Below are 26366 nucleotides of genomic sequence, written 5' to 3'. Positions count from 1 at the left end.
TGATCTTCAAGGCAAAAAAAAGCTTACCTTCGGGTAAGCTTTTTTGTGTCGGGTCACAATCAGGTGGTTTGCGCCAAAACGTTTTTGAACAGGTCTTTTTGCTCTTGGCTTGGTTTTGCAGTTTGCAATGCCATTAATTGAGACATATCGCCTTGTACTTTGATTTTACCGGTCATGAAGGCTTGCATGGCTGCAGCCATATCAAACTCCAGGAACACTTTACGTAAGGTCTCAGCATCCATATTCAGGGTTGTTTTTGCATTTGCAGACAATCCTTTCTGGATTTTGCCACCGTCTAAAGCTAATTCTGTATTGCCTGAAGCATCCGTAACAACCAAATTAATTGCAAGATTCGCAAGTGCAGGTGGTAAATTTAAGTCACCAGCTTGAGCCGTCAGGTTCTCTACGGTTGCAAACCAATCATCAGATAAAAAAGCAGGCATGATTATTCCTCAATTTATTTGTTCATTTGTGTCGCCTGTCCAGACAACATTTTTGTGAAGCAATGATGCTTGTGACCTGTTATAGCATGTAATCATAAAAGATGGCTAAGATTTTTTGTACGATGCGTTCAAATTTTATATTTTTAATACAATATTGAAATAATTCAAATATATAAAAAAAGCACTGAACTGAAGTTCAATGCTTTTTTTGACTATTTAGTCAGCTGCATAGCCTAAATTGACCATGTTGATGCGGTTGGACTGACCATCTTCATTCTCGTGCGAATAACTGCCTTTAAAGTCAAACTCGCGCTCGCTATCGAGTGCTTCAAAGTCAAACAGCTCGCGGTCTGCCAGTTGCGATGGTGATACATTTTGCAATGCACCAAAAATACTGTGCAGACGTTTTGGATGGGCATTGTCCCATTCACGCAGCATGTCATTGATAATCGCACGTTGCAGATTTTCCTGCGAACCACACAGGTTACATGGAATAATCGGGAACTGGCGCATTTGCGCGTATTTGATGATGTCTTTTTCTTCCACATAAGCCAGTGGACGAATCAGCATATTCTTCTTGTCGGAAGATAACAGCTTCGGTGGCATCGCCTTTAAGCTGCCGCCATGGAACAGGTTCAGGAAGAAAGTCGCCAGAATATCATCACGATGATGCCCCAGTGCCACCTTGGTTGCCCCAATTTCCTGGGCAAAGCCGTACAGTGAACCACGACGCAGACGCGAACACACTGCACAGTAGGTTTTGCCTTCCGGGGTCAGACGCTTGGTAATACTGTAGGTATCTTTTTCCAGAATATAATACGGGATATTATTTTCTTCCAGATAACGCGGCAGCACATCTTCAGGGAAGCCCGGCTGTTTCTGGTCCAGATTCACCGCCACCACATCAAAATGAATCGGGGCAATACGTTTAAACTGCAACAGAATATCCAGTAAGGTATAACTGTCTTTACCACCCGAAATACACACCATGACCTTGTCACCGTCTTCGATCATCTTGTAATCACGAATGGCATGACCCACCTGGCGACGCAGCTTTTTCAGCAAACGGTAATACGCAGAGCTGGTTGGCAGTTCTGGTTTAAAATTAAATCCTTGATCGGACTCAACTGGCGAGAACATAGACGAGATTTACCCATAAAAAAAATACCGCGCAATTTTAGCCGATTCAGTCCCGGCACGCATCAAAAGAATGTAATTTCCTGCTTGTCATTTTTTGTCATCTCGCTGTCTTTATTTTTATGCTAATTTGAACGTTTGCGTTCATCTTTTAAGCAAGATGCTTATCTTTTGGACTTTTCCACAGTTTTCCACAAAAGCTGTGGATAACTTTGTGGATTTAAAACAACTTGACAAGGTCACTTGCCTGCAATTGAAGGCTTCTATTTAAATTGATCATTTTTTAATCAATTTTATTTATAATTAAAATCAATGGTTTAAGTGTGTCAAGCAGACCAGAATAAAAAAAAATAAATATTTTTTTTGATTGTTCTGTCAGCAAACAGGGCTTGATTTTTACAAAGTAAACAGGGAAATAAATGTAAAGACTCTTTTCATCAATGTTTTTTTTGTTAAACTCAAACCACCTGTTTGGGGACAGTATGAACTTCGTTACCATAATGAATACGATAATGTATAAAAGATTACATTTTAAACAACTGGCTTTTTGGGGATGTGTGACGCTGCTTGCGGTTGCATCGCACAGTCATGCCGGACAGATTTATGTCTATAAAGACAATAATGGCTCTACCCTGCTGACCAATCGTAAAAGTTCAGACCAGTCCCTGAAAAAAGTCAAAGTGACGTATTATCCCGACAGCAATATTCATCGTTATAGCAACTGGGGCAGCTCTGAAGCATCGGTCTTACCAAGCTATAGCCGCAATAAAAATACCTTTGACCATATTATCCAGCAGGCCGCGCAGCGCCACGGTATTTCGTCTGGGCTGATTAAAGCCGTCATGCACACCGAGTCCGGCTTTAATGTCAATGCTCGCTCTCCGGTCGGGGCCCAAGGCTTAATGCAGCTGATGCCGGCCACTGCCAAACGTTTTCAGGTTTCTAATGCCTACGATCCTTATGAAAATATTATGGCCGGGGCCAAATATCTGGCCTGGTTACTAAAACGTTTTAACGGTAATACATCCTTAGCATTGGCCGGTTATAATGCCGGTGAAGGCAATGTCGCCAAATACGGTGGCATTCCGCCCTTCCGTGAAACTCAGGACTATGTGCGCCGCGTGACCAGCCGTTATCACAATCTGTATGCCGGTGGTGTCAGCAGTAGCGATCAGGGACCGTTACTGGCCCAATCCAATACGCTTTCTTCTGGTTCGCATTTAACTGCAGCCCAGCCTGCACGCCCATCGCGTGAAATTATTGTTGCCGCAGATGGCAGCTTTACCGATGCACCGGTCCGCTCCTATGCCACGGCACATGCCTCTGCTGCAGCCCGAATCACCATTTCGGACTAAGATGATTTTTTGTTGATTTTCACGATTTTTTCTTGAATTTTTAATACATTCACCGCATATTTACTTGCATGATTTATGAATCAGATTACATTTTCATTTTAAGAGGATTTACTCAATGATGCGGATTGGTTTGTTCTTGCTAACCAACCTCGCGGTACTGGTTGTAGCTGGCATTATTTTGTCACTCTTCGGTGTCGGTAGTTACCATGGCGCGGGTGGCTTAAATCTAGGCAACCTGTTGGTCATCTGTTTTGTCTTCGGTATGGTCGGTTCTTTAATTTCCCTGTTCATGTCTAAATGGATGGCGAAAAAAACCACCGGTACAGAGCTGATTGACCCGAATGCCCCACGTAACCAGGCTGAAGCGTGGTTATTAAATGAAGTTGCACAATTGTCGCAACGTGCTGGCATTAAAATGCCAGAAGTGGGTATCTTCCCTTCTTATCAGTCGAATGCCTTTGCAACCGGCTGGAACAAGAATGATGCTTTGGTGGCGGTTTCAACCGGTCTGCTGGAGCGTATGAACAAAGATGAATTACGTGCCGTACTGGCGCACGAAATTGGTCACGTGGCCAATGGTGACATGGTTACGCTGGCGTTAATCCAGGGTGTGGTCAACGCCTTCGTGATGTTCTTTGCCCGTGTTGCCGGTGATTTCATTGATCGTAACGTATTTGGCCGTGAAGATGGCGAAGCGCCAGGCATTGCCTACTTCGTGATTACCATTGTGCTGGATATCGTGTTTGGTATTCTGGCTTCGGCCATTGTGATGTGGTTCTCGCGTCAACGTGAATACCGCGCCGATGAAGCGGGTGCCCGTCTGGCTGGCAAACAGGCCATGATTTCTGCCCTGTTACGCTTACAGGCCGAATCTGAAATGCCAGATGCAATGCCAAAAGAAATGAAAGCCTTCGCGATTTCTGCCGGTCAGGAACAAGGGTTTAGTCTGGCAGCGTTATTCCAGACCCACCCGACCATTGAACAGCGTGTGGCGGCATTACAGCAGTTAAACCTGCCTTAATAATAATGCCCAACCGTTAAATAGACAAAAGCCTCCATATGGAGGCTTTTGTTTTTATGTGTGATAGATACTGGTTGGAATGATGACAGCTTACTTAAAGATTTAAACCCTGCATCCACTGCCAGACCCATTGCAGCCCGGCCAAGGTCGCCACCACCAGAATGATCAGGAACAACAGGCCTAATAAATCAGGAAGATGAATCCACAGCCAGGCCACCACAGGATTACGCCAGAATGCCGAATATTGCTGCTTCTGCTCCAGTTTTTCATGCAAGAAAGGATGCACCACATGATGGTCACTCTGGATATCATATTCCTGCCGGATATGATCATGCACAATATCCAGCGCCTTACGGCTAGGGCGAATAAAAATATCAAAAATCGTCCCGGCAATCGGAATAAAGCCCACCACCGCATCCATAACCGCCAGCTTCATGACCGGATTCAGTTTGGCTTGTGGCACGCCGACCTGTTTGGCTTTATAAATTGCATAACAGGTCAGCACAAAACCGGCCAGATCGCCGGCCACCGGAATGGTACTTAAAGCCGCATCAGCGCCCACGCCCTGTTTGGTAAACGGAATCCGCACCACCGAATCCATCATATTGGCAAACTTGGCCAGATCACGCTCCAGGCGAATCACCTCTTGCCGGGAAAGTTTGGGTTTGGTGCTGTGCAGTTCTGTCATGAATCAACCTGATTTTTATCTATTTATGTCATGTTTTTACTATACTCGAGCGCGCTGCTCAAACGTTTTACTGCTTTGTAAATACAGGCTAAAACAACAGCTGTGAGGCAATAAACAGATAAACCACCACCCCGCTGGCATCGCAAATTGAGGTCACCAGAGGTGCCGACGCACTGGCCGGGTCCAGTTTCAGCTTATTGAGAATAAACGGCAGGCTCATGCCAACCAGACAGCCCATCAGCACAATGCCCAGCATACTTAAGGCCAACACCACCGCCACCATCAAATCGCCACGCACATAACCCAGTACCGACACGGCCAGTGCCATGGTGCCACCTAAACAAAGCGCCACCAGACTTTCCCGCCCGAGCAGATAGAACCAGTCACGAAAATGCACATCGCCGGTGGCTAAAGCACGGACCATTAAGGTCGCCGATTGCGCCCCGGCATTCCCGCCACTACCGACCAGCAAGGGCAAGAAGAACACCAGCACAATATGCGCGGCAATAATCTCTTCAAAATGGGCAATCCCAAAACCGGACAGCAAACTGCCAAACACCAGAAATACCAGCCAGAACACGCGCTGGCGATATAAAGATAAAATTGGTGCATTTTTCAGGCTCAGGTTGGGCAAGGATTCAATCGCACCGGATTTTAAAATATCTTCAGTAGTTTCGGCCTCGACAATGTCCATGGCATCATCATAGGTGACAATCCCGACCAGACGCTGCGCCTGATCAACAATCGGCAAGGCCAGAAAATCATAATGCGCCAGCTTCCAGGCAATCTGTTCCTGATCTTCATCGACCTGGCCCATCACCAGATCCGTGGTCATGAGATGCTGCAGCTGTACCTCTGGCGCGGCCTGAATAATCTGCCGTAAGGACACCACACCGAGCAGATGCTGTAGCGCATCTACAATATAAATCAGGTACAGGGTTTCCCGGTCTGCCGCCACCTGACGCAACTGTTCAATCGCCTGCTGGATCGTCAGCTCTGGGGATAAAGTCACAAAATCCGAACTCATGATCGCCCCGGCAGATTCTTCCGGGTAAGCCGCCAGCTGCTGAATTTGCTGACGTTTTTCCGGGGCCAGCTCGGCCAGAATCCACGGCTGTAGCGTCGGACTCAAACCTTTAAACAGGTCGGTCCGGTCATCTGAATGCATGGCACTCATCAGCTGCAACAAATCGGCTGGGTCCAGCTGTTCGGCAATTTGCGCCTGCACAGTTTTTGGCAAAAACTCAAAGATCAGCGCGGCCTGCTCCAGGGTGGGAATCAATCGAACCTGCGCTTGCAGCGACAGCTGTTCAATCCAGACCGCCAAATCGGCCGGATTCATATGCGCAATCAGGGTCTGTACCCGCTCTGGATGCTGCTGCAAAATGGCCTGTTCCAGTGCCTGAAGTTCAAAAGGATTCAGCATAAACTCTCATCATTATTCTTGGTTATTTTTTAAAATGTAAAGTGATTTGCACTGCATCTGCGTGCTGCCGCAGTGTCCCTGAAGCAGCAGCATTTTTCTCTGTATAAACCCGGCGGATCAGGCCTGTTTCAGTTTAAAGATCGAACGCACCAGTACATACATAAAGGGAATAAAGATCAGCACCAGAACCGTACCGAAAATCACCCCACCCAGCACACTCACGCCAATTTCCTGACGGCTGACCGCACCGGCACCAAAGGCAAATACCAGTGGAATGACCCCGGCACCAAAGGCCAGCGAGGTCATCAGAATAGGACGTAAACGCAGACTGGCCCCTTCCAGTGTGGCTTCTACGGCACTGCGCCCCTGCTGCTGTGCCATTGAAGCAAACTCGACAATCAGAATCGCATTTTTACAGGACAGGCCGATGGTGGTCAGCAGCGCAATCTGGAAATAAATATCATTCGGGAAACCGGCCAGGTAGCTGAACAGGATATTACCACCAATGCCCAGTGGAATCGCGCTCATCACCGCAGTTGGAATGGTCCAGCTTTCATACAGCGCTGCCAGACACAGGAAGATAAAACCAATTGATACCAGATACAGCAATAAAGCCTGATTGCTGGACTGCTTTTCTTCAAAGGACAAGCCGCTCCAGGCCAGATCGACACCGTCCTGCTGGTCAACCAGCTGCTGAATATCCTGCATGGCCTGACCAGAGCTGGCACCGGCTGCGGTATCGGCTTCCATTTCCAGTGCGGTATAGCCCATAAACCGGTTCACCACTTCTGGTCCGCCGCCCCAGCTCAGGGTAGAGAAATTACCAAACGGCACCATCTGCCCGTTGGCATTACGGACCGACCAGGCCTGCAAATCTTCCGGGGTGGCACGGAACTCGGCATCACCCTGCATAATCACCCGTTTAATCCGGCCACGATCAATAAAGTCATTGATATAACTGCCGCCCCATGCCGCCGACAAGGTGCTGTTAATCGCGCCTTGGCTCAGGCCATTGGCCATGGCCTGTTTCTGATGAATATTGACATTCAGCTCGGCTTTTTCCGGATTGGATTTTTTATCCAGATTGGCAAAGCTGGAATAACGGTCGGCCTGACTGCGCAGGCTCTGGAATTGCTGCTCCAGATAATCACGGCCCTGCCCATTTAAATCTCGCAGCCAAAACTGCAGGCCATCGGTCTGGCCTAAACCGCGCACCGAGGCCGGCATCCCAATCATAATCTGCGCATCTGGATGACGCTGGAAATGCTGCATGGCCCGCTCACGAATTGCCTGCGCAGCATTGTCACTGCCCGGACGATCATCCCAGTGTTTCAGCGCAATAAAGCCCTGCCCCAAGTTCTGGCCAGTGCCGGAGAAGTTACGGCCATAGCGAATCATCACCAGATCAACATTGGCCTGTTCCTGTTCAATAAAATAGGCACGAATCGTTTCACCAACTTCACGGCTTTTTGACAGTGGTGCGCCTTCTTGCAACTTAAATTGCACCGTGAGCATGCCCTGATCTTCACTTGGAATAAAGCTGGTCGGCAAGGCTCGATAGAACAAGGCAAATACCCCGATTAAAGCCACAAAAATCACCAGACAGATGGTGCGATGTTGCAGGGTCCAGCTTGAAGAACGCAGATAATGCTGTTTCAGATTTTCCAGTTTCTGATTAAACCAGGCGGCCCATCGGGCGGTTTTCTGCTTTGGCTTTAAAATTAAGGCACATAAGGCCGGGGTTAAAATCAGTGCCACCAGCAAAGATAAGGACATCGCGGCCACCAGGGTGATGGAAAACTGACGGTAGATGACCCCGGTCGAGCCACCAAAAAATGCCATCGGAATAAACACCGCGGTCAGCACCAAGGTAATCCCGACCAGTGCCCCGCTAATTTCCTGCATCGACTGGATTGCCGCCTGTTTGGCTGAAAGCTGCTGCTCATGCATCAAACGCTCAACATTTTCTACGACCACAATCGCATCATCGACCAGCAGGCCAATCGCCAGTACCAGCGCAAACAGGGTTAAGGTATTGATGGTCATGCCCAGCACATACAGCACTGTCAGGGTACCTAAAATCACCACCGGTACGGTGATGGTCGGAATTAAGGTAGCGCGCCAGTTCTGTAAAAACAGGAACATCACGATCACCACCAGAATAATCGCTTCAATGAGGGTTTTTACCACCTCTTTCATCGACTCCTTCACAAACGGCGTATTATCGCGTGGATAGACAATCTTGTAGCCTTCGGGCAACTGTTTGGAGAGATGATCAATTTCCTGCTGGATTAAAGCCGATGTCGCCAGTGCATTGGCGCCAGAGGCCAGGGAAATGCCCAGCGCAGCTGAAGGATAGCCATTAATCGTATTAAAGGACTGATAATTTTCTGCCCCCAGCTCGACCCGTGCCACATCTTTTAAATAAACAAAACTGCCGTCCTGGGCCGACTTTAAAATTACATTTTCAAATTCTTCGACAGTTTTTAAACGTGAACCGGAGGTGACTTTGGCATTTAAATACTGATCGGTTGCGGTGGGTAAATCGCCAATACTGCCGGTTGCCACCTGGGTATTCTGGGCTTCAACAGCGGCCCGAATATCGCTTGGCATTAAGGCATACTGTTTCAGTTTTAAAGGATTCAACCAGATTCGCATGGCATATTGCGAACCGAAGACATCCACCTCACCCACGCCTTCAATACGCGCCAGATCCTGTTCCAGATGGGTCATCATATAATCGGACAGTTCAATATTGGAACTGTGACCAGCGCTGTCATACAACCCGATGACCATATGGGTATCACCCAGAGATTTGAACACATTCACGCCTTGGCGCTGTACATCTTCAGGCAAACGGTTAATGGCGCTGTTAATCGCATTTTGCACCTGCACCTGTGCGGTATCTGGGTCTGTGCCATTTTCAAAACTGATACTGATACGGCTGCGCCCCGAAGAATCACTGCTCGAGCTAAAATACAGCAGATGATCTAGCCCTCGAATCTGCTGCTCCAGCACCTGGGTCACGCTCTCCTCCACTGTTTCTGCCGAAGCTCCAGTATAAGTGGCACTCACGGTAATGCGGGGTGGTGCAATATCTGGATAACGCTCGACCGGCAAACCTAAAATGGAAAAAATACCAAACGCCATGACAATAATGGCCAGGACTCCAGCAAAAATAGGACGTTCAATAAAAAATTTTGACAGCATAAAACAGGATCACTTTTCGGTGGCAGCGTTGTTATTTAAGTCTTGCTAGAGCATCAAATTTATCAGCAAAATCAGAAAGCTTAAAAGGGTTTCTCAAATTACCACAGCTAAATAGATCTTCTATGACGACCTATCAAAAAATGCAGTTTTGTCACAAAAATATGCTTGTTTCTCCATCATTCCTCACATATTTGGCTTATACCCTCCCAATTTTGGGATAGCACCTAAACTCATCTAATTTCTATACTGCAGACATGACAATTTGAATAACAAGGAATTCGTGATGAAAAAAACTTTATTATGCTTAACTTTAGCAGGCTTACTCAGTGCATGTGGCGGTTCAGACAATGATTCTGGTAGTTCTGCTCCCCCACCTTCAAGCTCCCTAAAAACTGGGATACTGACCGATGGACCTGTGAGTGGCGCAACGTATACAATTAATGGCGTTTCTAAACGTACAAATGCTCAAGGGGAGTTTGAATATCAAGAAGGTGATGAAATCACTTTCCATATCGGAAATATTGAAATTGGCACAGTAACTGGTGCTGATCGTATTACCCCTGTGGAGTTAGCCGATGATGTACCAACACGAACAAATTTACTTATTTTTTTTACAATCTTTAGATTCTGAGGGTGATCATGACGATGGTATTCAAATCCCTGACTCAGTGAGTCAACTCCCTGCAAACTCAATTGACTTCTCTAAACCAACAACAGAATTTATTACAAGCTTTCAACCTGTTCTACAAACAATAGAAGTTTTTAAAGATAAAGTCGTAGTTAGCGCAACAGAAGCACAAGCTAACTTTAACAAAACACTACTCAAAGATATCGTTGGGGTTTGGTACGCAAAAAATGCTGAATCAGAAATCGTACTTCAAGTAACCTCAGACGGGAAATACCTGATTGGTGAACCTATTGTTAGCTCACCATCTGATAGTGCGAATGGCATGGAGTACGGTGAGTTATCGGTGAATGCTGTTGCTGGAGAGTTATGGGCGCAATCTTCAATTGATACAAATGAAGATTGGGGCTTAAATGATTTTGGAAAAAAACGTGATATGAAAATATCATTTGATGGTACACAGTTAAAAATTTCTGAAGCTCAAAACCTTAATGAAAGTGCAACATTTACTAAAGTCCCTCAAAACAATTCGAGCATTGCAGGTGCTTGGAACTCAAGTTCAGGCAAGCAACTATTTGTTTTCAATCCGGATAATAATACCTATATCATGGTTGATGCTGTTGGGGACGATCAAGTGGAAGTTGGAGAAACGCCTTGTGGTGGACCAGGTATCGAATATGGTAAATATCGTGTTCAAGATGGAAAGTTATTCGTAGATAATATCCTGATCGATACAAATGGCTGTGCAGGCTTATCTAACAATAGTGCAAACTCAAGCTCTGGTCTACCAGTCACGGTTAATACGACATCACTTACACTCCACGAACCAAATGAAGGTACATTTATACTCACAAGACCCAATATAGAAGGTGCTACCACAAGTAGCGCAAGCCAATTCTATAAAGATATTGCCGGCTCATGGGAACTTGATCGTGGCGAGACCAATGCGATTGTATTGCATATTCTTCCGGACGGTCGTTATGCCATTGGCGAAGCATATCCTTCTGATGAAACCGGATTTACCGGTATTGAATTCGGCAGCCTGAACTGGGACTCTGTCACCACTGGCCTGAACCCAAGTATTATGACAGACACCAACGGCGATTATGGACTCTCTCATCCGGATGAGAATGGTCAATATCGTTTAAACTATAATGGTAAAGATCTGGTCGTAACCGAAACTCGAAGTGATGGCGTAGCGAACTTTACCCGAATTGAACAATCTACAGGTTTGGTTGGTACCTGGGCATTAAATGAAACCCACCTATTTGCTTTCTTTGAGTCAGGCCACTACTTCCTTTTAGATCTACAAGGCGATAATGATTGTGCTACCCCTGGTATTGAATATGGCAAATATTCAACAACAGCGAATACGCTTGCAGTAACTGCAAACTTATTTGATACCAATGGATGCGGCGGGCTACACGACTCTACTAATGGTAATATGATCAATGCGACCTACAGCATTTCGGGAACAAGCTTAACCCTTCATCCTCAAGGTGAAGACCCTGTGACTTTCCAACGCAGCAAATAAGCTGTCGAATCAACCTGTCTAAGTTTAACTTAGACAGGTTTAATCAATATGCTCAAAGTGAACAGTGCAACCCATCAACAAATGCATCAATTCAATCTGCGATGTACACCCGGTTTTTTCATAAATATTCTTAAAATAGGTACGCACCGAGCTTAACGTCAGCTTGCAATGCTCTGCAATCTCTTCAAATTTATAACCATTAATCAGCACCTCACATAACTCAATTTCCCGGTTTGACAAGTGATATTGCTGTTTTAAAAAATCTGCAGCTAAATAATATTTTAGCTCGGTTTCAGTCACAAAAACAGCGACATAGGCCTGTTCTGGTAGTCCTTCAGTATTCTTTAGCTGGCTTAAATTAAAAGGAATCACCGTTAGCATTAAGGTACTCTGATCAGCTGCTGTCAGCTCAATCACCCCGCCTGGTTCTTTATTCCATTGACTTAAGTCCGAACCAGCCCCCTCAATGAGCTGATCGAGTTTGGCCTGAAAACCGCGTCCTACCTTTAAACGATTATAACGGTCCAGCTCAATCAGACTGGAGCGATTGAGTGTTTCCTGAGCTTTACTGTTGGCATAAATTAAACAGGACTGCTGATCGAGTAGCAGCACGCCTGTTTTTAAGTGATCTAGAATATGACCTAAAGCCAGTTTCTGCTGCTTGGCCTGACAAAGCTGCCGATGAATTTGTAGTGCCCGGCGTAAATGCTTACCGATCCGCTTAAGAAATTCATGCTCTTCCGGACTATAAGGCTGAGCATCGGGCACCCGGTGAATACCCAAGACCGCCCAACGATGTTGCCCCTGATCGAGTAAAACAGCTGCGATATGACAAATCCCGGTTGGTTCCAGACAGCGCTCATAAAAGATATATTCATCTGTGCCCGGCATCTGGCCATACGACTGCAAGTTTTGCTCAATGGTATCCCCCACCCCGGTTTGCTGCCATAACGGCGCATGCAGTTTCATATCAATGACTTTAATCCGTTCATCCTGATAGGCATCAATACAGGCTTGCGGAATATTATAAGTATGCACAAAGTCATAACTTGGACTTAACTGGTCCAAAGCGGTAAAAATCGCGGTTTTACTGTTGGTGTAGTGCACAATGGCTTCAATTACTTGCGGCCATAAACGCGTATCCATCGCGGCATCATAAATTAACCCAATGATCTGGTGTTCTTGTTCTTTCATCTCTCCCCCAGCTTAATCATTAAGCCCTACCAATTTAATACAAAAGCTCATCATACATTTAATTATTTTTGAACCATTTATCTATTTCTTACTTTTTTATGCATTAAGTTTAGTTTTACTGCATTGTGTTTTTTATTGACCTGCATATAAAAAAATCCCCGCAATTGCGGGGATTTTTATGATCGAATGACCAGCAGATGTATTACATCATGCCGCCCATACCACCCATGCCGCCCATGTCAGGCATTGCTGGTTTTTCTTCCGGGATTTCAGTGATCATGCACTCAGTTGTGAGCATTAAGCCCGCAACAGATGCAGCATGCTCAAGTGCAGAACGGGTTACTTTCGCTGGGTCAAGAATACCCATTTCAAGCATGTCGCCGTATTCACCAGTTGCAGCGTTATAACCGAAGTTACCTTCACCATTTTTCACAGCGTTGATCACAACAGATGGTTCATCACCTGCGTTTGCCACGATTTGACGAAGCGGCGCTTCGATTGCACGGCGCAGGATGTTGATCCCTACGTTTTGGTCATCGTTGGCACCTGTTACACCGTCAAGTGCTTTGGCAGCACGTACCAGTGCAACACCACCACCAGCAACCACACCTTCTTCAACTGCAGCGCGAGTTGCATGAAGCGCGTCGTCTACGCGGTCTTTTTTCTCTTTCATTTCAACTTCAGTTGCAGCACCGATCTTGATCACTGCTACACCGCCTGCCAATTTAGCAACGCGTTCTTGAAGTTTTTCTTTATCGTATTCAGAAGTCGATTCTTCGATTTGCGCACGGATTTGTTGAACACGCTCAGCGATTTGGCCTGCGTTACCCGCACCATCCACAATCACGGTGTTTTCTTTAGATACAGTTACTTTGTGTGCAGTACCTAAGTGTTCAAGCGTTGTTTGGTCTAACTGCATACCGATTTCTTCAGAAATCACAGTACCGCCAGTTAAAATCGCGATGTCTTGCAGCATTGCTTTACGACGGTCACCGAAACCAGGTGCTTTCACCGCACATACTTTGATGATGCCGCGCATATTGTTCACAACAAGCGTCGCAAGCGCTTCACCTTCAACATCTTCAGCGATAATTAATAGTGGCTTACCTGTTTTTGCAACCGCTTCAAGAACCGTAATCAGTTCACGGATGTTGCTGACTTTCTTGTCTACCAGCAGGATGAACGGGTTTTCAAGTTCAGCAGTCAATGTATCTTGTTTGTTGGCGAAGTATGGAGAGATATAACCACGGTCAAACTGCATACCCTCTACAACGTCAAGCGCATCTTCAAAGCCTGAACCTTCTTCAACAGTAATGACGCCTTCTTTGCCCACTTTTTCCATTGCTTGTGCAATTAAAGCACCTACAGTGGTGTCAGAGTTTGCAGAGATCGAACCGACTTGTTCAATTGCTTTCGAATCAGATGCAGGTTGTGCAGTTGATTTGATTTCAGCCACTAAAGTTTTCACCGCGATGTCGATACCGCGTTTCAAGTCCATTGGGTTCATACCCGCAGTCACTGACTTGATGCCTTCGTTCAGGATGGCTTGCGCCAATACAGTTGCAGTTGTGGTACCGTCACCTGCAATGTCATTGGTTTTAGAAGACACTTCACGAACCAGTTGCGCACCCATGTTCTCGAACTTGTCTTTTAACGTGATTTCTTTCGCAACAGAAACACCATCTTTAGTGATGTGCGGTGCGCCGAAAGAACGGTCGATCACCACGTTACGGCCTTTAGGACCTAAAGTTACTTTCACTGCATCTGCAAGAATGTTGACACCCGCAATCATTTTGCTACGAGCTGAATCACCAAATTTTACGTCTTTAGCTGACATGATTTACTCCAATTTTAAATCTTAACTAAATCTGATAACCATTGAGTTAGTGAGAAATTAGCCTTCTAAAACAGCTAAAATGTCAGACTCTTTCATAATAAGCAGTTCTTCACCGTCTACTTTTACAGTGGTGCCGGCATAGGTACCAAACAATACTTTATCGCCAACTTTCACATCTAATGCACGTACGCCATTGTCTGTGATTTGACCATTACCAACTGCAATGATTTCACCCTGAGCAGGTTTTTCAGCAGCAGAACCTGGCAATAAAATGCCGCCAGCAGTTTTTGTTTCTTCTTCGACACGACGAATTACTACACGGTCATGTAATGGACGAATGTTGCTCATAAATAACTCCATCAGACTAAGTCTTCGTTAGATAACTGATGACGACTTATTTATTCCTTTGGTCATCATCAAAATGAATTTTAGATGTCACTTTTGTGGGGATGGAAAAAAACGCTTCAAGGGGAAAAATGAAAAAAAATCTGTTTTTTGTCTTTTTTTTCGCCAGCCATCAGACCACTGTCGCTTTATTCCCCATATTTCTAATACGGTTCAAATTTTTGTGTGCGTTCATTAAAAAAATAGGCCTGAATTTCACCGCTGTCATGAATCACATTAAAGCTGTTATTAAAACGACGATGCAGACGATAAGACAGCGCCGTGCCGGCATGAATATCCAGCACCGGATGACTGGCCTGCAAATGATAAATCTGGTTTAAATCATAGACTGCAGACTGATGCAGATGACCATGCAACAGCCCGAACAGGCCATGCTGACTCCAGCTTTCCAGCGCCATTTTGCCAAGCATTGGACAGTCTTTTACCCCATGCGGATCATCCGGCGGGGTATAAAACGGTTGATGCGCAGCAATCAACTTGATTTTATGCACCGGCGCCGCGGCCAGAATCTGATCGACCAGCTGGATTTGCGCCAGCGAAATATGCCCGCGGGTATGGTAACGCCGCCGGATACTGTTTAAACCAATCAGAAAAAAATGCTCGGTTTCCAGCACAGTTTCCATCTTGCCAAAAAACAGCTGATAACGCGCAAATGGATTGACAAAACGGGTCCATAAATCGAATAGCGGAATATCATGATTGCCCGGCACCACCAGATACGGCCGCTCCAGGCTGTCGAGAAACTGCTTACAGTCATAAAACTGTTTAAAACGCGCACGCTGGGTTAAATCACCACTGACCACTATCGCTTCAGCCTGATGCTCCAGGCAAAATTGCCGGATGGCTGCCATGCAGACCGGCTTTTCGGTGCCAAAATGCAAGTCAGACAGATGCAGAATCATAAGGCACCATCATATTTAAGGCATTTTTTTCCACTGTGACTATTAGCGGTGGTCGCATCCGGACAATTTCACCATCAATGGCCACCTGCATGGTTTTTAGTTGTGCATGAATCACCACCTGATCTGCAGCAAAAGTATATACATCGGGCGCTTGTTCAATTTCCCCTTTCACCAGCTGCCATAAAATTTTAAACAAGGTCAACTTATCGCTTTTCGCCACCACAATGCCGGCCACCTTGCCCTGTGCCACCGCTGCAGCAATACGTAAATTCATCTCCGACAATTGCAGCTGGTTATTGCCAAAAAATACCAACGGAGTTTTCACTGGAAACAGCTTGCCATCCACTTCAACTTTTAATTTCAGTTCCTTGCGATGACGAATCAGCACATCCAGACCGGAGGTATAGGCATGTAAAGGAAAACGGCCCAGATAGCGGTTATACAGCTCCCGTTTCTGGATAAATAAAGGATACAGCCCTAGGCTGGCATTGTTTAAATAGATACGTTCATTGATCCGCGCGATATGCGCCTTGCGTGGCCGGCCGGTTGCAATCACATGCGCTGCCTGAATAATATCCACCGGAATATCAAATACCCGGGCCACATAGTTAAAGGTACCTAAAGGTAAAATGCCCATGGGAATATCGGTATGAAGCAGTTTGGCGGCCACGGCATTCAAGGTGCCATCTCCTCCTGCAGCTACCACCACGCCATAATTGTCCGGGTCCTGATGACGTAAAAATACCTGCGCCATTAATTCATCAAAACTAGAATACTGTTCGATATCAAAGGACTGGATTTCAAAACCGTATTGGGAAAAAATCTGAATCAGCTCTTCATACACCTCGGTTTTATGGGTCGCATGAAAACCTGATTTTTTGTTATACACAATAGACAATGGCTTGAATTGTTCAGACATTTTGTCCACATCTTTAAAGCATTTGTTCTAATTTCAGCCAATTAAGTGGAAATTTAAAGCACCTTTATGTAAAAATCGAATTACCACCATTTATTTAATCAATAATGATTCTCAGAAAAAATTTAGATATAAATTATTGTTTTAAAAAGAAATAAATAAATTAAATAATATACATAAATATAAAAAATAAATAAGATACCCCCTTATTTAAACATTATCTTTTTGTTTTTTATAAACTTATTATTTATATTGCATTAACTACCAAAATAATTCCTTTAGTCCTTTAGTCTTATTTTTTTCGTCATTTTGTGCTTTAATACAGCCACTTTTTTTTCATATTTCATCTGAGCGGTTCATTTCATCTCTCAGATTGTACTTTGTACAACAGTTTGTACACATTTTAGATAGGCCTCACCATGACCCAAGTGAACGCACCAGAATTCGTTCGTCACCCTAAGCTTATTGCTTGGGTGGAAGAGATTGCTAAATTAACAAAACCAGCAAAAATTGAATGGTGTGACGGTAGCGCAGAAGAATATCAACGTTATATCGACTTGATGATCGCTAACGGCACAATGCAAGCGCTTAACCAAGAAACTCACCCTGGTTCTTATCTTGCAAACTCTGATCCTTCTGACGTAGCTCGTGTTGAAGACCGTACTTACATCTGCTCTGAAAACCAGGAAGATGCCGGTGCGACCAACAACTGGGAAGCGCCTGCAGTAATGCGCGAAAAATTGAACGGTTTATTTGACGGTTCAATGGCAGGTCGTACGCTGTATGTGGTTCCATTCTCAATGGGTCCACTCGGTTCACACATTGCACACATCGGGATCGAGTTAACTGACTCTCCTTATGTTGCAGTCAGCATGTCTAAAATGGCTCGTATGGGTAAAGCTGTTTATGACGTATTAGGTACAGATGGCGAATTCGTTCCATGTGTACACACTGTAGGCGCTCCGCTTGCCGAAGGTGAAAAAGATGTTGCATGGCCTTGCAACAAAGAAAAATACATCGTGCACTATCCAGAAACACGTGAAATCTGGTCTTACGGTTCAGGTTACGGCGGTAACGCATTGTTAGGTAAAAAATGCCTGGCATTACGTATTGCATCGTTCATGGGTCGTCAACAAGGCTGGTTAGCTGAACACATGCTAATTCTTGGCGTAACCAATCCTCAAGGCGAAAAACACTACATCGCAGCGGCATTCCCATCTGCATGTGGTAAAACCAACTTCGCGATGCTGATTCCACCAGCAGGTTATGAAGGCTGGAAGATTGAAACTGTAGGTGACGATATTGCCTGGATCAAACCAGGTGAAGATGGTCGTCTATACGCAATCAACCCTGAAGCTGGTTTCTTCGGTGTAGCACCTGGTACAAACACCAAAACTAACCCGAACTGTATGGCGACGCTGCACAAAGACGTGATCTATACCAACGTTGCTGTAACAGACAACGGCGAAGTATGGTGGGAAGGTCTTTCTAAAGAAGCACCTGCCAACCTGACCAACTGGAAAGGTCAACCACACACTGGTGAAGAAAAAGCAGCGCATCCAAACGCGCGTTTCACCGTATCTGCAGGTCAATGTCCTTCAATTGATGCTGACTGGGAAAATCCAGCAGGTGTTCCAATCTCTGCATTCATCTTTGGTGGTCGCCGTGCAGACACAGTGCCTCTAATTTCAGAAGCATTTGACTGGGTTGATGGCGTGTATAAAGCGGCAACCATGGGTTCTGAAACCACTGCAGCTGCAGTTGGTCAACAAGGTATCGTTCGTCGTGACCCATTCGCAATGCTGCCATTCGCAGGTTACAACATGGCGGACTACTTCTCTCACTGGTTAGAAATGGGTGAGAAAGTGGGCGCGAAAGCTGAAGCTGCGGGTAACAAACTGCCTGGTATCTACAACGTGAACTGGTTCCGTCGTGATGCTGAAGGCAACTTCGTATGGCCTGGTTTCGGTCAAAACATGCGTGTACTTGAGTGGATCATTGACCGTTGTGAAGGTCGTGCAGACGCTGTAGACACTCCAATTGGCCGCGTTCCAACTTACGAACAGCTGAACTGGACTGGTTTAGATTTCTCTAAAGAGCAGTTTGAAACTGTGACTGCACAAGACAAAGATCAATGGATCAAAGAACTGGAAAGCCACACTGAGTTATTCAATAAACTGGGTGATCGTTTACCAGAAGCATTGAAAAAACGTCAAGCTGAGCTTTTAGAAGCGGTTAAATCTGCTTAATTGCTGATTAACATGAAAGAGGTCGCGAAAGCGGCCTTTTTTATTGCCTGCCTATACACGCTACATTTTACCGGCAATAAATTTCAACACATCATTGAGGAAAGCAGTCGTCCCCAGGTCAGGCTTTTATGGCATACTTGAAAGTATAAATTAGAGATCATGAGCCATAATAGCGATGAACAATACTTATAAACTTTTAGGACTTGCCTGTACGGTTACCCTGCTCACTGCCTGCCAGAGTGGGCCACGCGAATTTAATGGCAATGTCGGTTATCAGATCGAAAGCCGCACTGACAGCACAGCCACCTTGGCTTACACCCTTGCAACACGCAACAATCAGCAATTAGATGAACAGCGCCTACAACGTGCCTGCCAGAAAGTGCTGGCCAGCAATAAAGTCTTTAAATTAAATATTCTCAGCGTCAATGAAATTGCCAACCCGGCGGCCGGTAATAATCTTACTGCTCCAGGACGTCAAATTGGCGATACCCGTGCCACCTTCAGCCTGTCGAATACCCCTGGCCTGCACAGCAGTGAAAATCCGGCCACACGTGATGCCCTCACTGCCCGCCCAAGCACTTTAACTGTGGTGCGCTATACCTGCTCTTAAGCTTCTGCAAGCCAATAAAAAAGACGCTGTTTACAGCGTCTTATAAAAACTGACATTACGAAATTCGGGCGACTCATCTAAATCGGGCCAAGTGGTGGCACTACGCTCATCCAGCTTTTCATATTTGGGATGGCTAAAGTTTTTCACCCGGCTGTCCGCCACCCACACTTCTGGGGCAAATTTTAAAAACTCATCCAGGAAAAAACGGTTGCATTGATCGTACAGCACATCCGCTGCGAGTAGTACATCAACCTGCTCGGCTTTGTAGAGATCATCCAGATATTCCAGCTCGACGCCATTAAGTTCGGCATTGGCCCGACAGGCATCCAGACTGACCTGATCAATATCACAGCAGATCACCCGCTTGGCACCTGCCATTTTGGCAGCAATCGCCACCACACCTGAACCTGCGCCAAAATCCAGCACCACTTTATTTTTCACATGATGTGGTTCAGCCAGCAACCACTGCGCCATGGCCAATCCTGAGGCCCAGCAGAAAATCCAGTACGGCGTATCATTCCAGATCCGGCGGATCACTTCATCATCGAGTTTATCGGTGGGAAAAACCGGCGGAATCAACCAAAGTGAAATCGGTGTTTCAGGCAATTGCTGTGCCTGCAGTTCACAATGTGGAATCACATCATGCAAAGCACTTAATAGATGTTCAGGGGCTTTAGGAAATTGAAAGGTGCAGCTCATTGGGTTTTTATTCTTTATGTATTTCAGCAAAAATCTGATGTTAGAGGTTTTACCCTCATCCCAACCTTCTCCCTGAGCCGTATACGGCGCAAGAGAAGGAGTATCCATTATTTTTACAATGAATTTTCCCTCTCCTGAGCAAGATTTAAAGCACTGCTTTTAAATCGAAGCGCAAGAGAGGGTCAGGGAGAGGTCAATTTATTAACCCAAAGCCTTCTCAGCCGCTTCTACGGTTTGACGAATCAAGGTTGTAATCGTCATCGGACCAACACCACCTGGCACTGGTGTGTAAGCAGAAGCGATGTCTTCGATACCAACGAGTTGGATATCACCAACACCGCCGCCTTCACGTGGGTGGAAGCCCGCATCAACGACCACTGCACCTGGCTTAATCCAGTCTTTCTGAATCAGTTCAGCTTTACCAACTGCGCCCACAATAATGTCTGCCTGCTTCACGAATTCAGCCAGGTTTTGTGTGCGTGAGTGACAGGTGGTTACAGTTGCATTGGCTTCTAGCAGCATCGCCGACATTGGTTTACCCAGAATAGCCGAACGACCAACCACCACTGCATGTTTACCCGCGATTTCGATGTTGTTTTCTTTCAGAATAGTCATGATGCCCGCTGGTGTTGCCGAACCATAGGCCGCTTCACCCATCGCCATACGACCATAACCCAAACAAGTCACACCATCGACATCTTTTTCAAGTGAAATGGCATCGAAGCAGGCACGCTCATCAATTTGTGCCGGTACCGGATGCTGTAACAGGATACCGTGTACATCAGGATTGGCATTGAGTTTTTCAATTTCAGCCAGTAACTGCTCAGTGGTGGTTTCCTGTGGAAGCTCGATTTTTAAAGAGTCCATACCGACACGGCGGCAGGCATTCCCTTTCATACGTACATAAGTTGCAGATGCACCGTCGTCACCTACCAAAATAGTCGCCAGAATTGGGGTACGACCTGTTTTCGCCTTTAATGCTTCTACGCGTGTTAACAAGTCAGCTTCAATTTGCTTTGCTAATGCACGACCATCCAAAACTAATGCCACGGCACATCTCCAAATGTTGATAGGAATCAATTTTGCAAATAATACATGATAATTTAGGCAATTTTCTTTCATATGCCGAATTTATGTGCATATGCGCGATTTATAGTATTGTTTTTTTTCCAGAGCTTGCTAATATGTGCATCACCAAGACGTGGCGGGGTGGCAGAGTGGTCATGCAGCGGACTGCAACTCCGTGGACGCCGGTTCGATTCCGACCTCCGCCTCCAATCTTGGTAAAAATGCCCGAGTGGTGAAATCGGTAGACACAGGGGATTTAAAATCCCCCGCCCTCAAAGCGTGCCAGTTCGAGTCTGGCCTCGGGCACCATTTTAACAGATCTTAAAATGGTGCAGTAAAGAATCCAGCGTCAAGCTGGTTTTTTTATGCCTGCAATTTAGCTTCTGCGTTGACCCTGTCCATGACCCCACAACAGCCCCTGCTTTTTCTACAACAGCTACAACAACACCATCCGGCTGCATTTAAACGCAATTTTCTGCTGTATGGCGCAATAAAAATCAAAGGCATGCTGGATGAGTGGAAAGAAATCCTCCCCTGGGTGCTGGCCCTGCTGATTTTTATTCCGCTGTCGATGGTCTTTGCAGATGCGATTCAGCAGCACTTGCCACAGTTTGATGCCGCACAAAGCAAAAGTATGGCAATTTTAGCGCTCATGTTGCTGTTGATGCTCACGACACCCTATGTGATTTACCAACTCAAACACAGTGCAGCGGCCTTATATCGCATGCTCCGCCATACCCCAATCAAACTGGCGATCGTGATTTTAGTGCAGGCACTGAATGTCTATTACTGGCAAAGCGTGCTATTGCAAGGGATACTGTTCTTTTTTGCCCTGAGTTTTGGCTTTGTACGTTTTTATAAAGAAAACCTGTTTCGTCATGAGGCTACACCAGAACAGCAATACTGTTTGCAGCAGATTCGCCGTGCAGCGTACTGGTCATATCGTCAGCTTCGTAATACCCACCTAAAAATGTACTTTTATCCCAAAAGTTCGGCACGCTATGCAGACCTGGCGGTACAGCGGATGAAATATGCCAATCTGCATCAGCAGATCATGCAGGTTGAACACAAGTTTGCGCAGCAGATTAAATTTATTGATCTGGACAGTTATCTCAACGAAATCAGCCAATAAAAAAACCGGGACAATCCCGGTTTTTTATAGAAACAGGGTTTAAGCACTGGCCGGCAGGTCTTTAATTTCCACCAGAGCCGGCGTGTATTGCAGACGGTGATAACGCGCATCATCCAGTTGATAATCTGCTGCTTTGACCGTGTTCACGAATTTCCACTCGGCCAGCATCTCATCTGCCGTAAAGCTGACGGTCAGATAACCTCGCTGATTCAGGTTGCAATAACTCAGCTCATCAATCAGGGTATTAAAGGCAAATTCAAATTCGTATAGCTTGGCCGCCGGAATCTGCAGATATTCTTCCATCCCCGGAGAGGACACCGAACTGGTGGCCAGCTCCACCCCGACAAAGTTCTGCTGGGCATCATACAGCTGTGCAGACCAGGCATTATGAGTATCGCCCGCCAGCACCACCACTTTTTTACCCAGTTGACCCAATACGCTATACAGTGCTTCACGCTCGTAAGCATAGCCATCCCAAGCATCCAGATTATACGGCACCACGGTCAAAATACGGGCCTTTTCCTGTGCGGTTAAAGTGGGATCGCCCTGTAAATAACGGCTTTTCAATGTGACCAGTTCTACCAGCATCCGCTCGACATTGGCCAAGGTCTCTACGGTTGCCTGACCACTGGTGATTTGCCCGAGCACCTGCAAGATTTCCGCCGGAATCAGCATTTTCGCCATCAGCACCTGTTGCCCCAGCACATTCCAGGTGGCTTGAGATTGAGTCAGCTGCTGGGCCAGCCAGGCAAACTGAGTACGTCCAAGCAAGGTACGGTTAGTGTCAGTTAAATCTGCGCTAAATCGGGCGGCATCCAGACCGGTCGCGGTTAAATAATGGGCATAATCCAGCTGCTTGTGACGTGCTAGTACCCGCGTATCCAGCATATTCAACTGCACCAGCTGACCGAAATTGAACTGGCGGTAAATATTCAGATGGTCATTTTCAGAGACCGGACGAATTGGCATCCACTCAAAATAGGCCTGCAATGCAGCCAACTTGCGTGCAAAGAAATCACCTTCGTTGTCCTGATGATTCTCCACCCCTTCCATCCAAGTGTCATTGGTTAGCTCGTGGTCATCCCAGATTACAATAAACGGATGACGTTGGTGCACTGCCTGCAAATCGGCATCTCCACGATACAGAGCATAACGCTTGCGATAATCATCTAAACGGATAATTTCCTGATTGTTATCTGCGGCCAAGGTACGTCCCAGTTTTTCGGCATCTTCAGTGGCATAACCATCGGCGCCATATTCATAAATATAATCACCCAGGTGGATGACCACATCCAGATTTTCCTTGGCCATTTCCTTATAGACATGGAAATAACCGGCCGGATAGTTAGAGCAAGAACAGACTGCAAACTTTACGGCAGCGGTATCAAGCGGCAAGGTTTTGGTCTGGCCCACCAGTGAGCTTTGTGCGCCATAGCGGAAACGGTAGAAATAGGTCTGATTGGCTTCTAAACCGTCTGCATCAACTTTGACGGTAAAGTCCTGCGCCTGTGTGGTCAGCACTTTGCCCGTATTTACAATGTGCTGAAACGCCTGATCGGTCGCGATTTCCCATTGTACTTCCAGACGCATGGCCGTATCTTCGGGGCTAAGACGGGTCCATAGAATCACCCGGTCTGCCAATGGGTCACCACTGGCCACACCATGTAAAAATTGTATTTGTGGCGCATCAGGAGATGAATGCTCTGGATCATCATCGCCACAGGCAGTTAAGCTGAGTGGCAAAGACAGTGCCCCAAAACCTGCAATGGTTTTTTGAATCAGTTCGCGACGGTTCATGTGCGTTGTCATACGGTTTTCCTGTTATTTTTATTTGCACTACCTTAGAAAACCGAGGTTTAGCTTTGATCTCATTTTGATGAAAAAATGATGACAGTCGACATCCAGCCTGCTTCGAGTTTAGGCTAATACAATGATTTGCTTGAAAAGAAAGCAATTGTAAGCAAATTTACTTGCCAAGTTTTCCATCCTCCTCTATTATTGCGCACATGCCCGAGTGGTGAAATCGGTAGACACAGGGGATTTAAAATCCCCCGCCCTCAAAGCGTGCCAGTTCGAGTCTGGCCTCGGGCACCATTTTAATAGATCTTAAAATGGTGCAATAAATTACCCAGCGTCAAGCTGGTTTTTTTATGCCCGAAATTTAATAAAACAGATTGAATAGAAAGAGAAGAAATATAAAAAGAAGAATGAAATATCAGGTCACCCTACTCACCTTGCCAAGCTGTTTTTCAAGCATTTATGCCGCCGATGAATCAAGCATTTAATATGATCAAGAAACGCCCGTACAGCAGAGTAACACACTGAGTAGGTCTTGCAGGTAGATGAGAGGACTAAAGCATATCCGAAACAGAGCTGCTATTTACTGTACACCCTGTAAGATTGAGCGATAGAATCATCTCAAACCCAGATCACCCCATTATAAAAAAAGAGAGCGGCTTACCACTCTCGATTCGATACCAGTTCTTCCATTTCCAGCTCGAAATAGCCAGCATCTTGCAGCACCATCATCATCGCTTCGGCAATATAATCTGCCGCAGTATCATCCAGTGATGAATCCAGATCTTCAAATTGTGGTTTCATCTTGTTGATGACGTTTACCGTTTCATGCGCGAAGTGATAAATGTCAGCCTCGGACAAATTCGGCTTGGCGATTTTTTTCGCAAACTGTTCAATGGACTGTTTGATTTCAGCGACCAGAATATCGGGATAATAGTCATCGTCAAACATGGGGAGAAGTAAATCTGTAAACATACAGGCACTCAAAACTACAAAAGGTCAAATTCAAGACAGGCTATATAGCACAAAGCCCCTGAAAAGCCAAACTGAGCGAGATTTGAATACCTATATGATATAAAGCAGGCTGGTATAGAGCAGCCCTTAAGCCAATTGCATCGCCTGCCAGATTTTAATGGCATCGGCGGTAGCTTTCACATCATGCGCGCGCACCATACAGGCACCCTGCTGAATACTCAGCAAATGCGCAGTGGCTGAACCAACTGCACGTTGCTGTGGCTCTGCGGCATCCAGCACACTGCCAATAAAACGTTTACGCGACAAGGCAGATAAAATTGGATAACCCATGTCAGTCAGTTTATGGAACTCATTTAGCAATTGCAGATTTTGCTGGGCATTTTTGGCAAAACCAAAGCCCGGATCAATCATAATGTTTTCAGCCTTGACCCCGGCATCCAGTGCATCCTGAACCCGTTGCGAGAGTTCACGAATAACATCTGTAGTGACATCTTCATATTGATCCAGATTATTCATGGTGGTTGGCTCACCGCGCATATGCATGATGATCACCGGAATATTTAATTCAGCTGCGGTTTCCAGCGCCTGAGGACGGGTTAAAGCCCGCACATCATTCCAGATATGTGCACCGGCCGCTACTGCCGCACGAATCACTTCCGGCTGTGAAGTATCACTTGAAATCACCACATCCAGTTTGGCCAGCTCCTCGACCACAGGCACCACCCGGCGGATTTCTTCCTCAATTTCCACCACCGCTGCGCCGGGACGGGTCGATTCACCCCCCACATCAATGACGGTGGCACCTTCAGCAATCATCTGTTTGGCACGGGCAATCGCCTGCTCTTTTTCATTGTGCTGCCCCCCGTCACTAAACGAGTCCGGGGTTACATTCAAAATTCCCATCACATGCGGCTGAGACAGATCCAAAGTTAAAGCTCCAAAGCTCCATTGACGCTGCGGTAATGGCATCAGCTGCATGTTTTTCTCCTCATTCACAATAAGGCAAATATTGTCTTATGGATAATTCAGTAAAGTAAAGCCTTAGATGTCAAACTGCGGCTTATTTGCATATTGCAACAGCTTGGACAGTCGGCTTAATTTCACAAAAGGGATCATTTTTTTCGTCCGACAAAACAGCTGATA

22 protein-coding genes and 3 tRNA genes are annotated in these 26366 nt (G+C 45.9%); 10 read left to right on the top strand and 15 right to left on the bottom strand.

From position 1 onward, the window contains the following. Positions 1-59: 59 nt before the first annotated feature. Positions 60-443, bottom strand: a complete 384-nt coding sequence (locus tag ACPEPR_RS02145; protein ID WP_016659963.1) for an SCP2 sterol-binding domain-containing protein — start codon at positions 441-443, stop codon at positions 60-62. 216 nt (positions 444-659) lie between these two features. Next, positions 660-1583, bottom strand: coding sequence for a tRNA 2-thiocytidine(32) synthetase TtcA (ttcA, locus tag ACPEPR_RS02140; protein WP_005176370.1), 924 nt, complete (start codon positions 1581-1583; stop codon positions 660-662). Positions 1584-2092: 509 nt separating this feature from the next. Here ttcA and ACPEPR_RS02135 point away from each other — a divergent pair. Beyond that, on the top strand, positions 2093-2935 hold the full coding sequence (locus ACPEPR_RS02135; RefSeq protein ID WP_168394996.1) for a lytic transglycosylase domain-containing protein: 843 nt from the start codon (positions 2093-2095) through the stop codon (positions 2933-2935). A gap of 115 nt (positions 2936-3050) precedes the next feature. Then, positions 3051-3956, top strand: coding sequence for a protease HtpX (gene htpX / locus ACPEPR_RS02130; protein WP_005176364.1), 906 nt, complete (start codon positions 3051-3053; stop codon positions 3954-3956). 94 nt (positions 3957-4050) lie between these two features. On the opposite strand, the gene ACPEPR_RS02125 is transcribed toward htpX, so the two are convergent. The 3 genes from ACPEPR_RS02125 to ACPEPR_RS02115 form a co-directional block, all read right to left on the bottom strand. Further along, complete coding sequence (locus ACPEPR_RS02125) at positions 4051-4644, bottom strand: DUF4112 domain-containing protein (RefSeq protein ID WP_005176362.1); 594 nt, start codon at positions 4642-4644, stop codon at positions 4051-4053. A gap of 88 nt (positions 4645-4732) precedes the next feature. Then, positions 4733-6070, bottom strand: a complete 1338-nt coding sequence (mgtE, locus tag ACPEPR_RS02120; RefSeq protein ID WP_005176359.1) for a magnesium transporter — start codon at positions 6068-6070, stop codon at positions 4733-4735. A 117-nt stretch (positions 6071-6187) separates the two neighbouring features. Further along, the gene (locus ACPEPR_RS02115; protein WP_423561868.1) at positions 6188-9280 is read right to left on the bottom strand and encodes a multidrug efflux RND transporter permease subunit; all 3093 of its coding nucleotides are present in this window, start codon (positions 9278-9280) and stop codon (positions 6188-6190) included. 283 nt (positions 9281-9563) lie between these two features. On the opposite strand from ACPEPR_RS02115, the gene ACPEPR_RS02110 reads away from it, so the two are divergent. Together ACPEPR_RS02110 and ACPEPR_RS02105 are read left to right on the top strand one after the other, a co-directional pair. After that, on the top strand, positions 9564-9911 hold the full coding sequence (locus tag ACPEPR_RS02110; protein WP_423561867.1) for a hypothetical protein: 348 nt from the start codon (positions 9564-9566) through the stop codon (positions 9909-9911). Next, a complete protein-coding gene (locus ACPEPR_RS02105) occupies positions 9856-11439 on the top strand; it encodes a hypothetical protein (RefSeq protein WP_423561866.1) in 1584 nt (527 codons plus the stop codon). The genes ACPEPR_RS02110 and ACPEPR_RS02105 overlap by 56 nt, the downstream gene beginning before the upstream one ends. 39 nt (positions 11440-11478) lie before the next feature. Here ACPEPR_RS02105 and ACPEPR_RS02100 read toward each other — a convergent pair whose 3' ends face one another. The 5 genes from ACPEPR_RS02100 to ACPEPR_RS02080 form a co-directional block, all read right to left on the bottom strand. Then, entirely contained in the window at positions 11479-12633 is a 1155-nt protein-coding gene (locus ACPEPR_RS02100) for a LuxR C-terminal-related transcriptional regulator (protein WP_423561865.1), read from the bottom strand. A 202-nt stretch (positions 12634-12835) separates the two neighbouring features. Next, on the bottom strand, positions 12836-14470 hold the full coding sequence (gene groL, locus ACPEPR_RS02095) for a chaperonin GroEL (protein WP_127798938.1): 1635 nt from the start codon (positions 14468-14470) through the stop codon (positions 12836-12838). A 57-nt stretch (positions 14471-14527) separates the two neighbouring features. After that, a complete protein-coding gene (locus ACPEPR_RS02090; RefSeq protein WP_004810787.1) occupies positions 14528-14818 on the bottom strand; it encodes a co-chaperone GroES in 291 nt (96 codons plus the stop codon). Between the two features lie 200 nt (positions 14819-15018). Further along, positions 15019-15777, bottom strand: a complete 759-nt coding sequence (locus tag ACPEPR_RS02085) for a metallophosphoesterase family protein (protein WP_423561864.1) — start codon at positions 15775-15777, stop codon at positions 15019-15021. After that, entirely contained in the window at positions 15758-16696 is a 939-nt protein-coding gene (locus ACPEPR_RS02080; RefSeq protein WP_423561863.1) for a diacylglycerol/lipid kinase family protein, read from the bottom strand. Before ACPEPR_RS02080 ends, ACPEPR_RS02085 begins: the two co-directional genes overlap by 20 nt. A 416-nt stretch (positions 16697-17112) precedes the next feature. On the opposite strand from ACPEPR_RS02080, the gene ACPEPR_RS02075 reads away from it, so the two are divergent. Both ACPEPR_RS02075 and ACPEPR_RS02070 read left to right on the top strand, forming a co-directional pair. Continuing rightward, positions 17113-18942 carry a phosphoenolpyruvate carboxykinase (GTP) gene (locus tag ACPEPR_RS02075; RefSeq protein WP_104470892.1) on the top strand — a complete coding sequence of 610 codons (1830 nt, stop codon included), beginning with the start codon at positions 17113-17115 and terminating at the stop codon, positions 18940-18942. A 175-nt stretch (positions 18943-19117) separates the two neighbouring features. Then, positions 19118-19552, top strand: coding sequence for a hypothetical protein (locus tag ACPEPR_RS02070; RefSeq protein WP_005176335.1), 435 nt, complete (start codon positions 19118-19120; stop codon positions 19550-19552). 30 nt (positions 19553-19582) lie between these two features. On the opposite strand, the gene ACPEPR_RS02065 is transcribed toward ACPEPR_RS02070, so the two are convergent. Both ACPEPR_RS02065 and folD read right to left on the bottom strand, forming a co-directional pair. After that, positions 19583-20251, bottom strand: coding sequence for a class I SAM-dependent methyltransferase (locus tag ACPEPR_RS02065; RefSeq protein WP_034597408.1), 669 nt, complete (start codon positions 20249-20251; stop codon positions 19583-19585). 201 nt (positions 20252-20452) lie between these two features. Then, positions 20453-21301 (bottom strand): bifunctional methylenetetrahydrofolate dehydrogenase/methenyltetrahydrofolate cyclohydrolase FolD, encoded by an 849-nt coding sequence (gene folD, locus ACPEPR_RS02060; protein WP_005176331.1) that lies wholly within the window; start codon positions 21299-21301, stop codon positions 20453-20455. A 153-nt stretch (positions 21302-21454) separates the two neighbouring features. Here folD and ACPEPR_RS02055 point away from each other — a divergent pair. From ACPEPR_RS02055 to ACPEPR_RS02045, 3 genes are all read left to right on the top strand, one after another. Then, positions 21455-21528, top strand: a tRNA-Cys gene (locus tag ACPEPR_RS02055). A 14-nt stretch (positions 21529-21542) separates the two neighbouring features. Continuing rightward, a tRNA-Leu gene (locus ACPEPR_RS02050) sits at positions 21543-21628 on the top strand. 91 nt (positions 21629-21719) lie between these two features. Continuing rightward, positions 21720-22451, top strand: coding sequence for a hypothetical protein (locus tag ACPEPR_RS02045; protein WP_168381646.1), 732 nt, complete (start codon positions 21720-21722; stop codon positions 22449-22451). Positions 22452-22490: 39 nt separating this feature from the next. On the opposite strand, the gene ACPEPR_RS02040 is transcribed toward ACPEPR_RS02045, so the two are convergent. Next, entirely contained in the window at positions 22491-24260 is a 1770-nt protein-coding gene (locus ACPEPR_RS02040; RefSeq protein ID WP_423561862.1) for an alkaline phosphatase D family protein, read from the bottom strand. Between the two features lie 199 nt (positions 24261-24459). Here ACPEPR_RS02040 and ACPEPR_RS02035 point away from each other — a divergent pair. Beyond that, a tRNA-Leu gene (locus ACPEPR_RS02035) sits at positions 24460-24545 on the top strand. Between the two features lie 363 nt (positions 24546-24908). Here ACPEPR_RS02035 and ACPEPR_RS02030 read toward each other — a convergent pair. Together ACPEPR_RS02030 and folP are read right to left on the bottom strand one after the other, a co-directional pair. Beyond that, entirely contained in the window at positions 24909-25223 is a 315-nt protein-coding gene (locus tag ACPEPR_RS02030) for a DUF5713 family protein (RefSeq protein WP_205779573.1), read from the bottom strand. A 126-nt stretch (positions 25224-25349) separates the two neighbouring features. Beyond that, positions 25350-26201: a dihydropteroate synthase gene (folP, locus tag ACPEPR_RS02025; protein WP_423561861.1), complete on the bottom strand. Its 852-nt coding sequence runs from the start codon at positions 26199-26201 to the stop codon at positions 25350-25352. Positions 26202-26366 lie beyond the last annotated feature (165 nt).

Source organism: Acinetobacter sp. AND/436, assembly GCF_049546925.1.
In the GTDB taxonomy this organism is placed as follows: Bacteria; Pseudomonadota; Gammaproteobacteria; order Pseudomonadales; family Moraxellaceae; genus Acinetobacter; species Acinetobacter indicus.
This window is presented reverse-complemented; position numbering and strand designations above follow the sequence as displayed.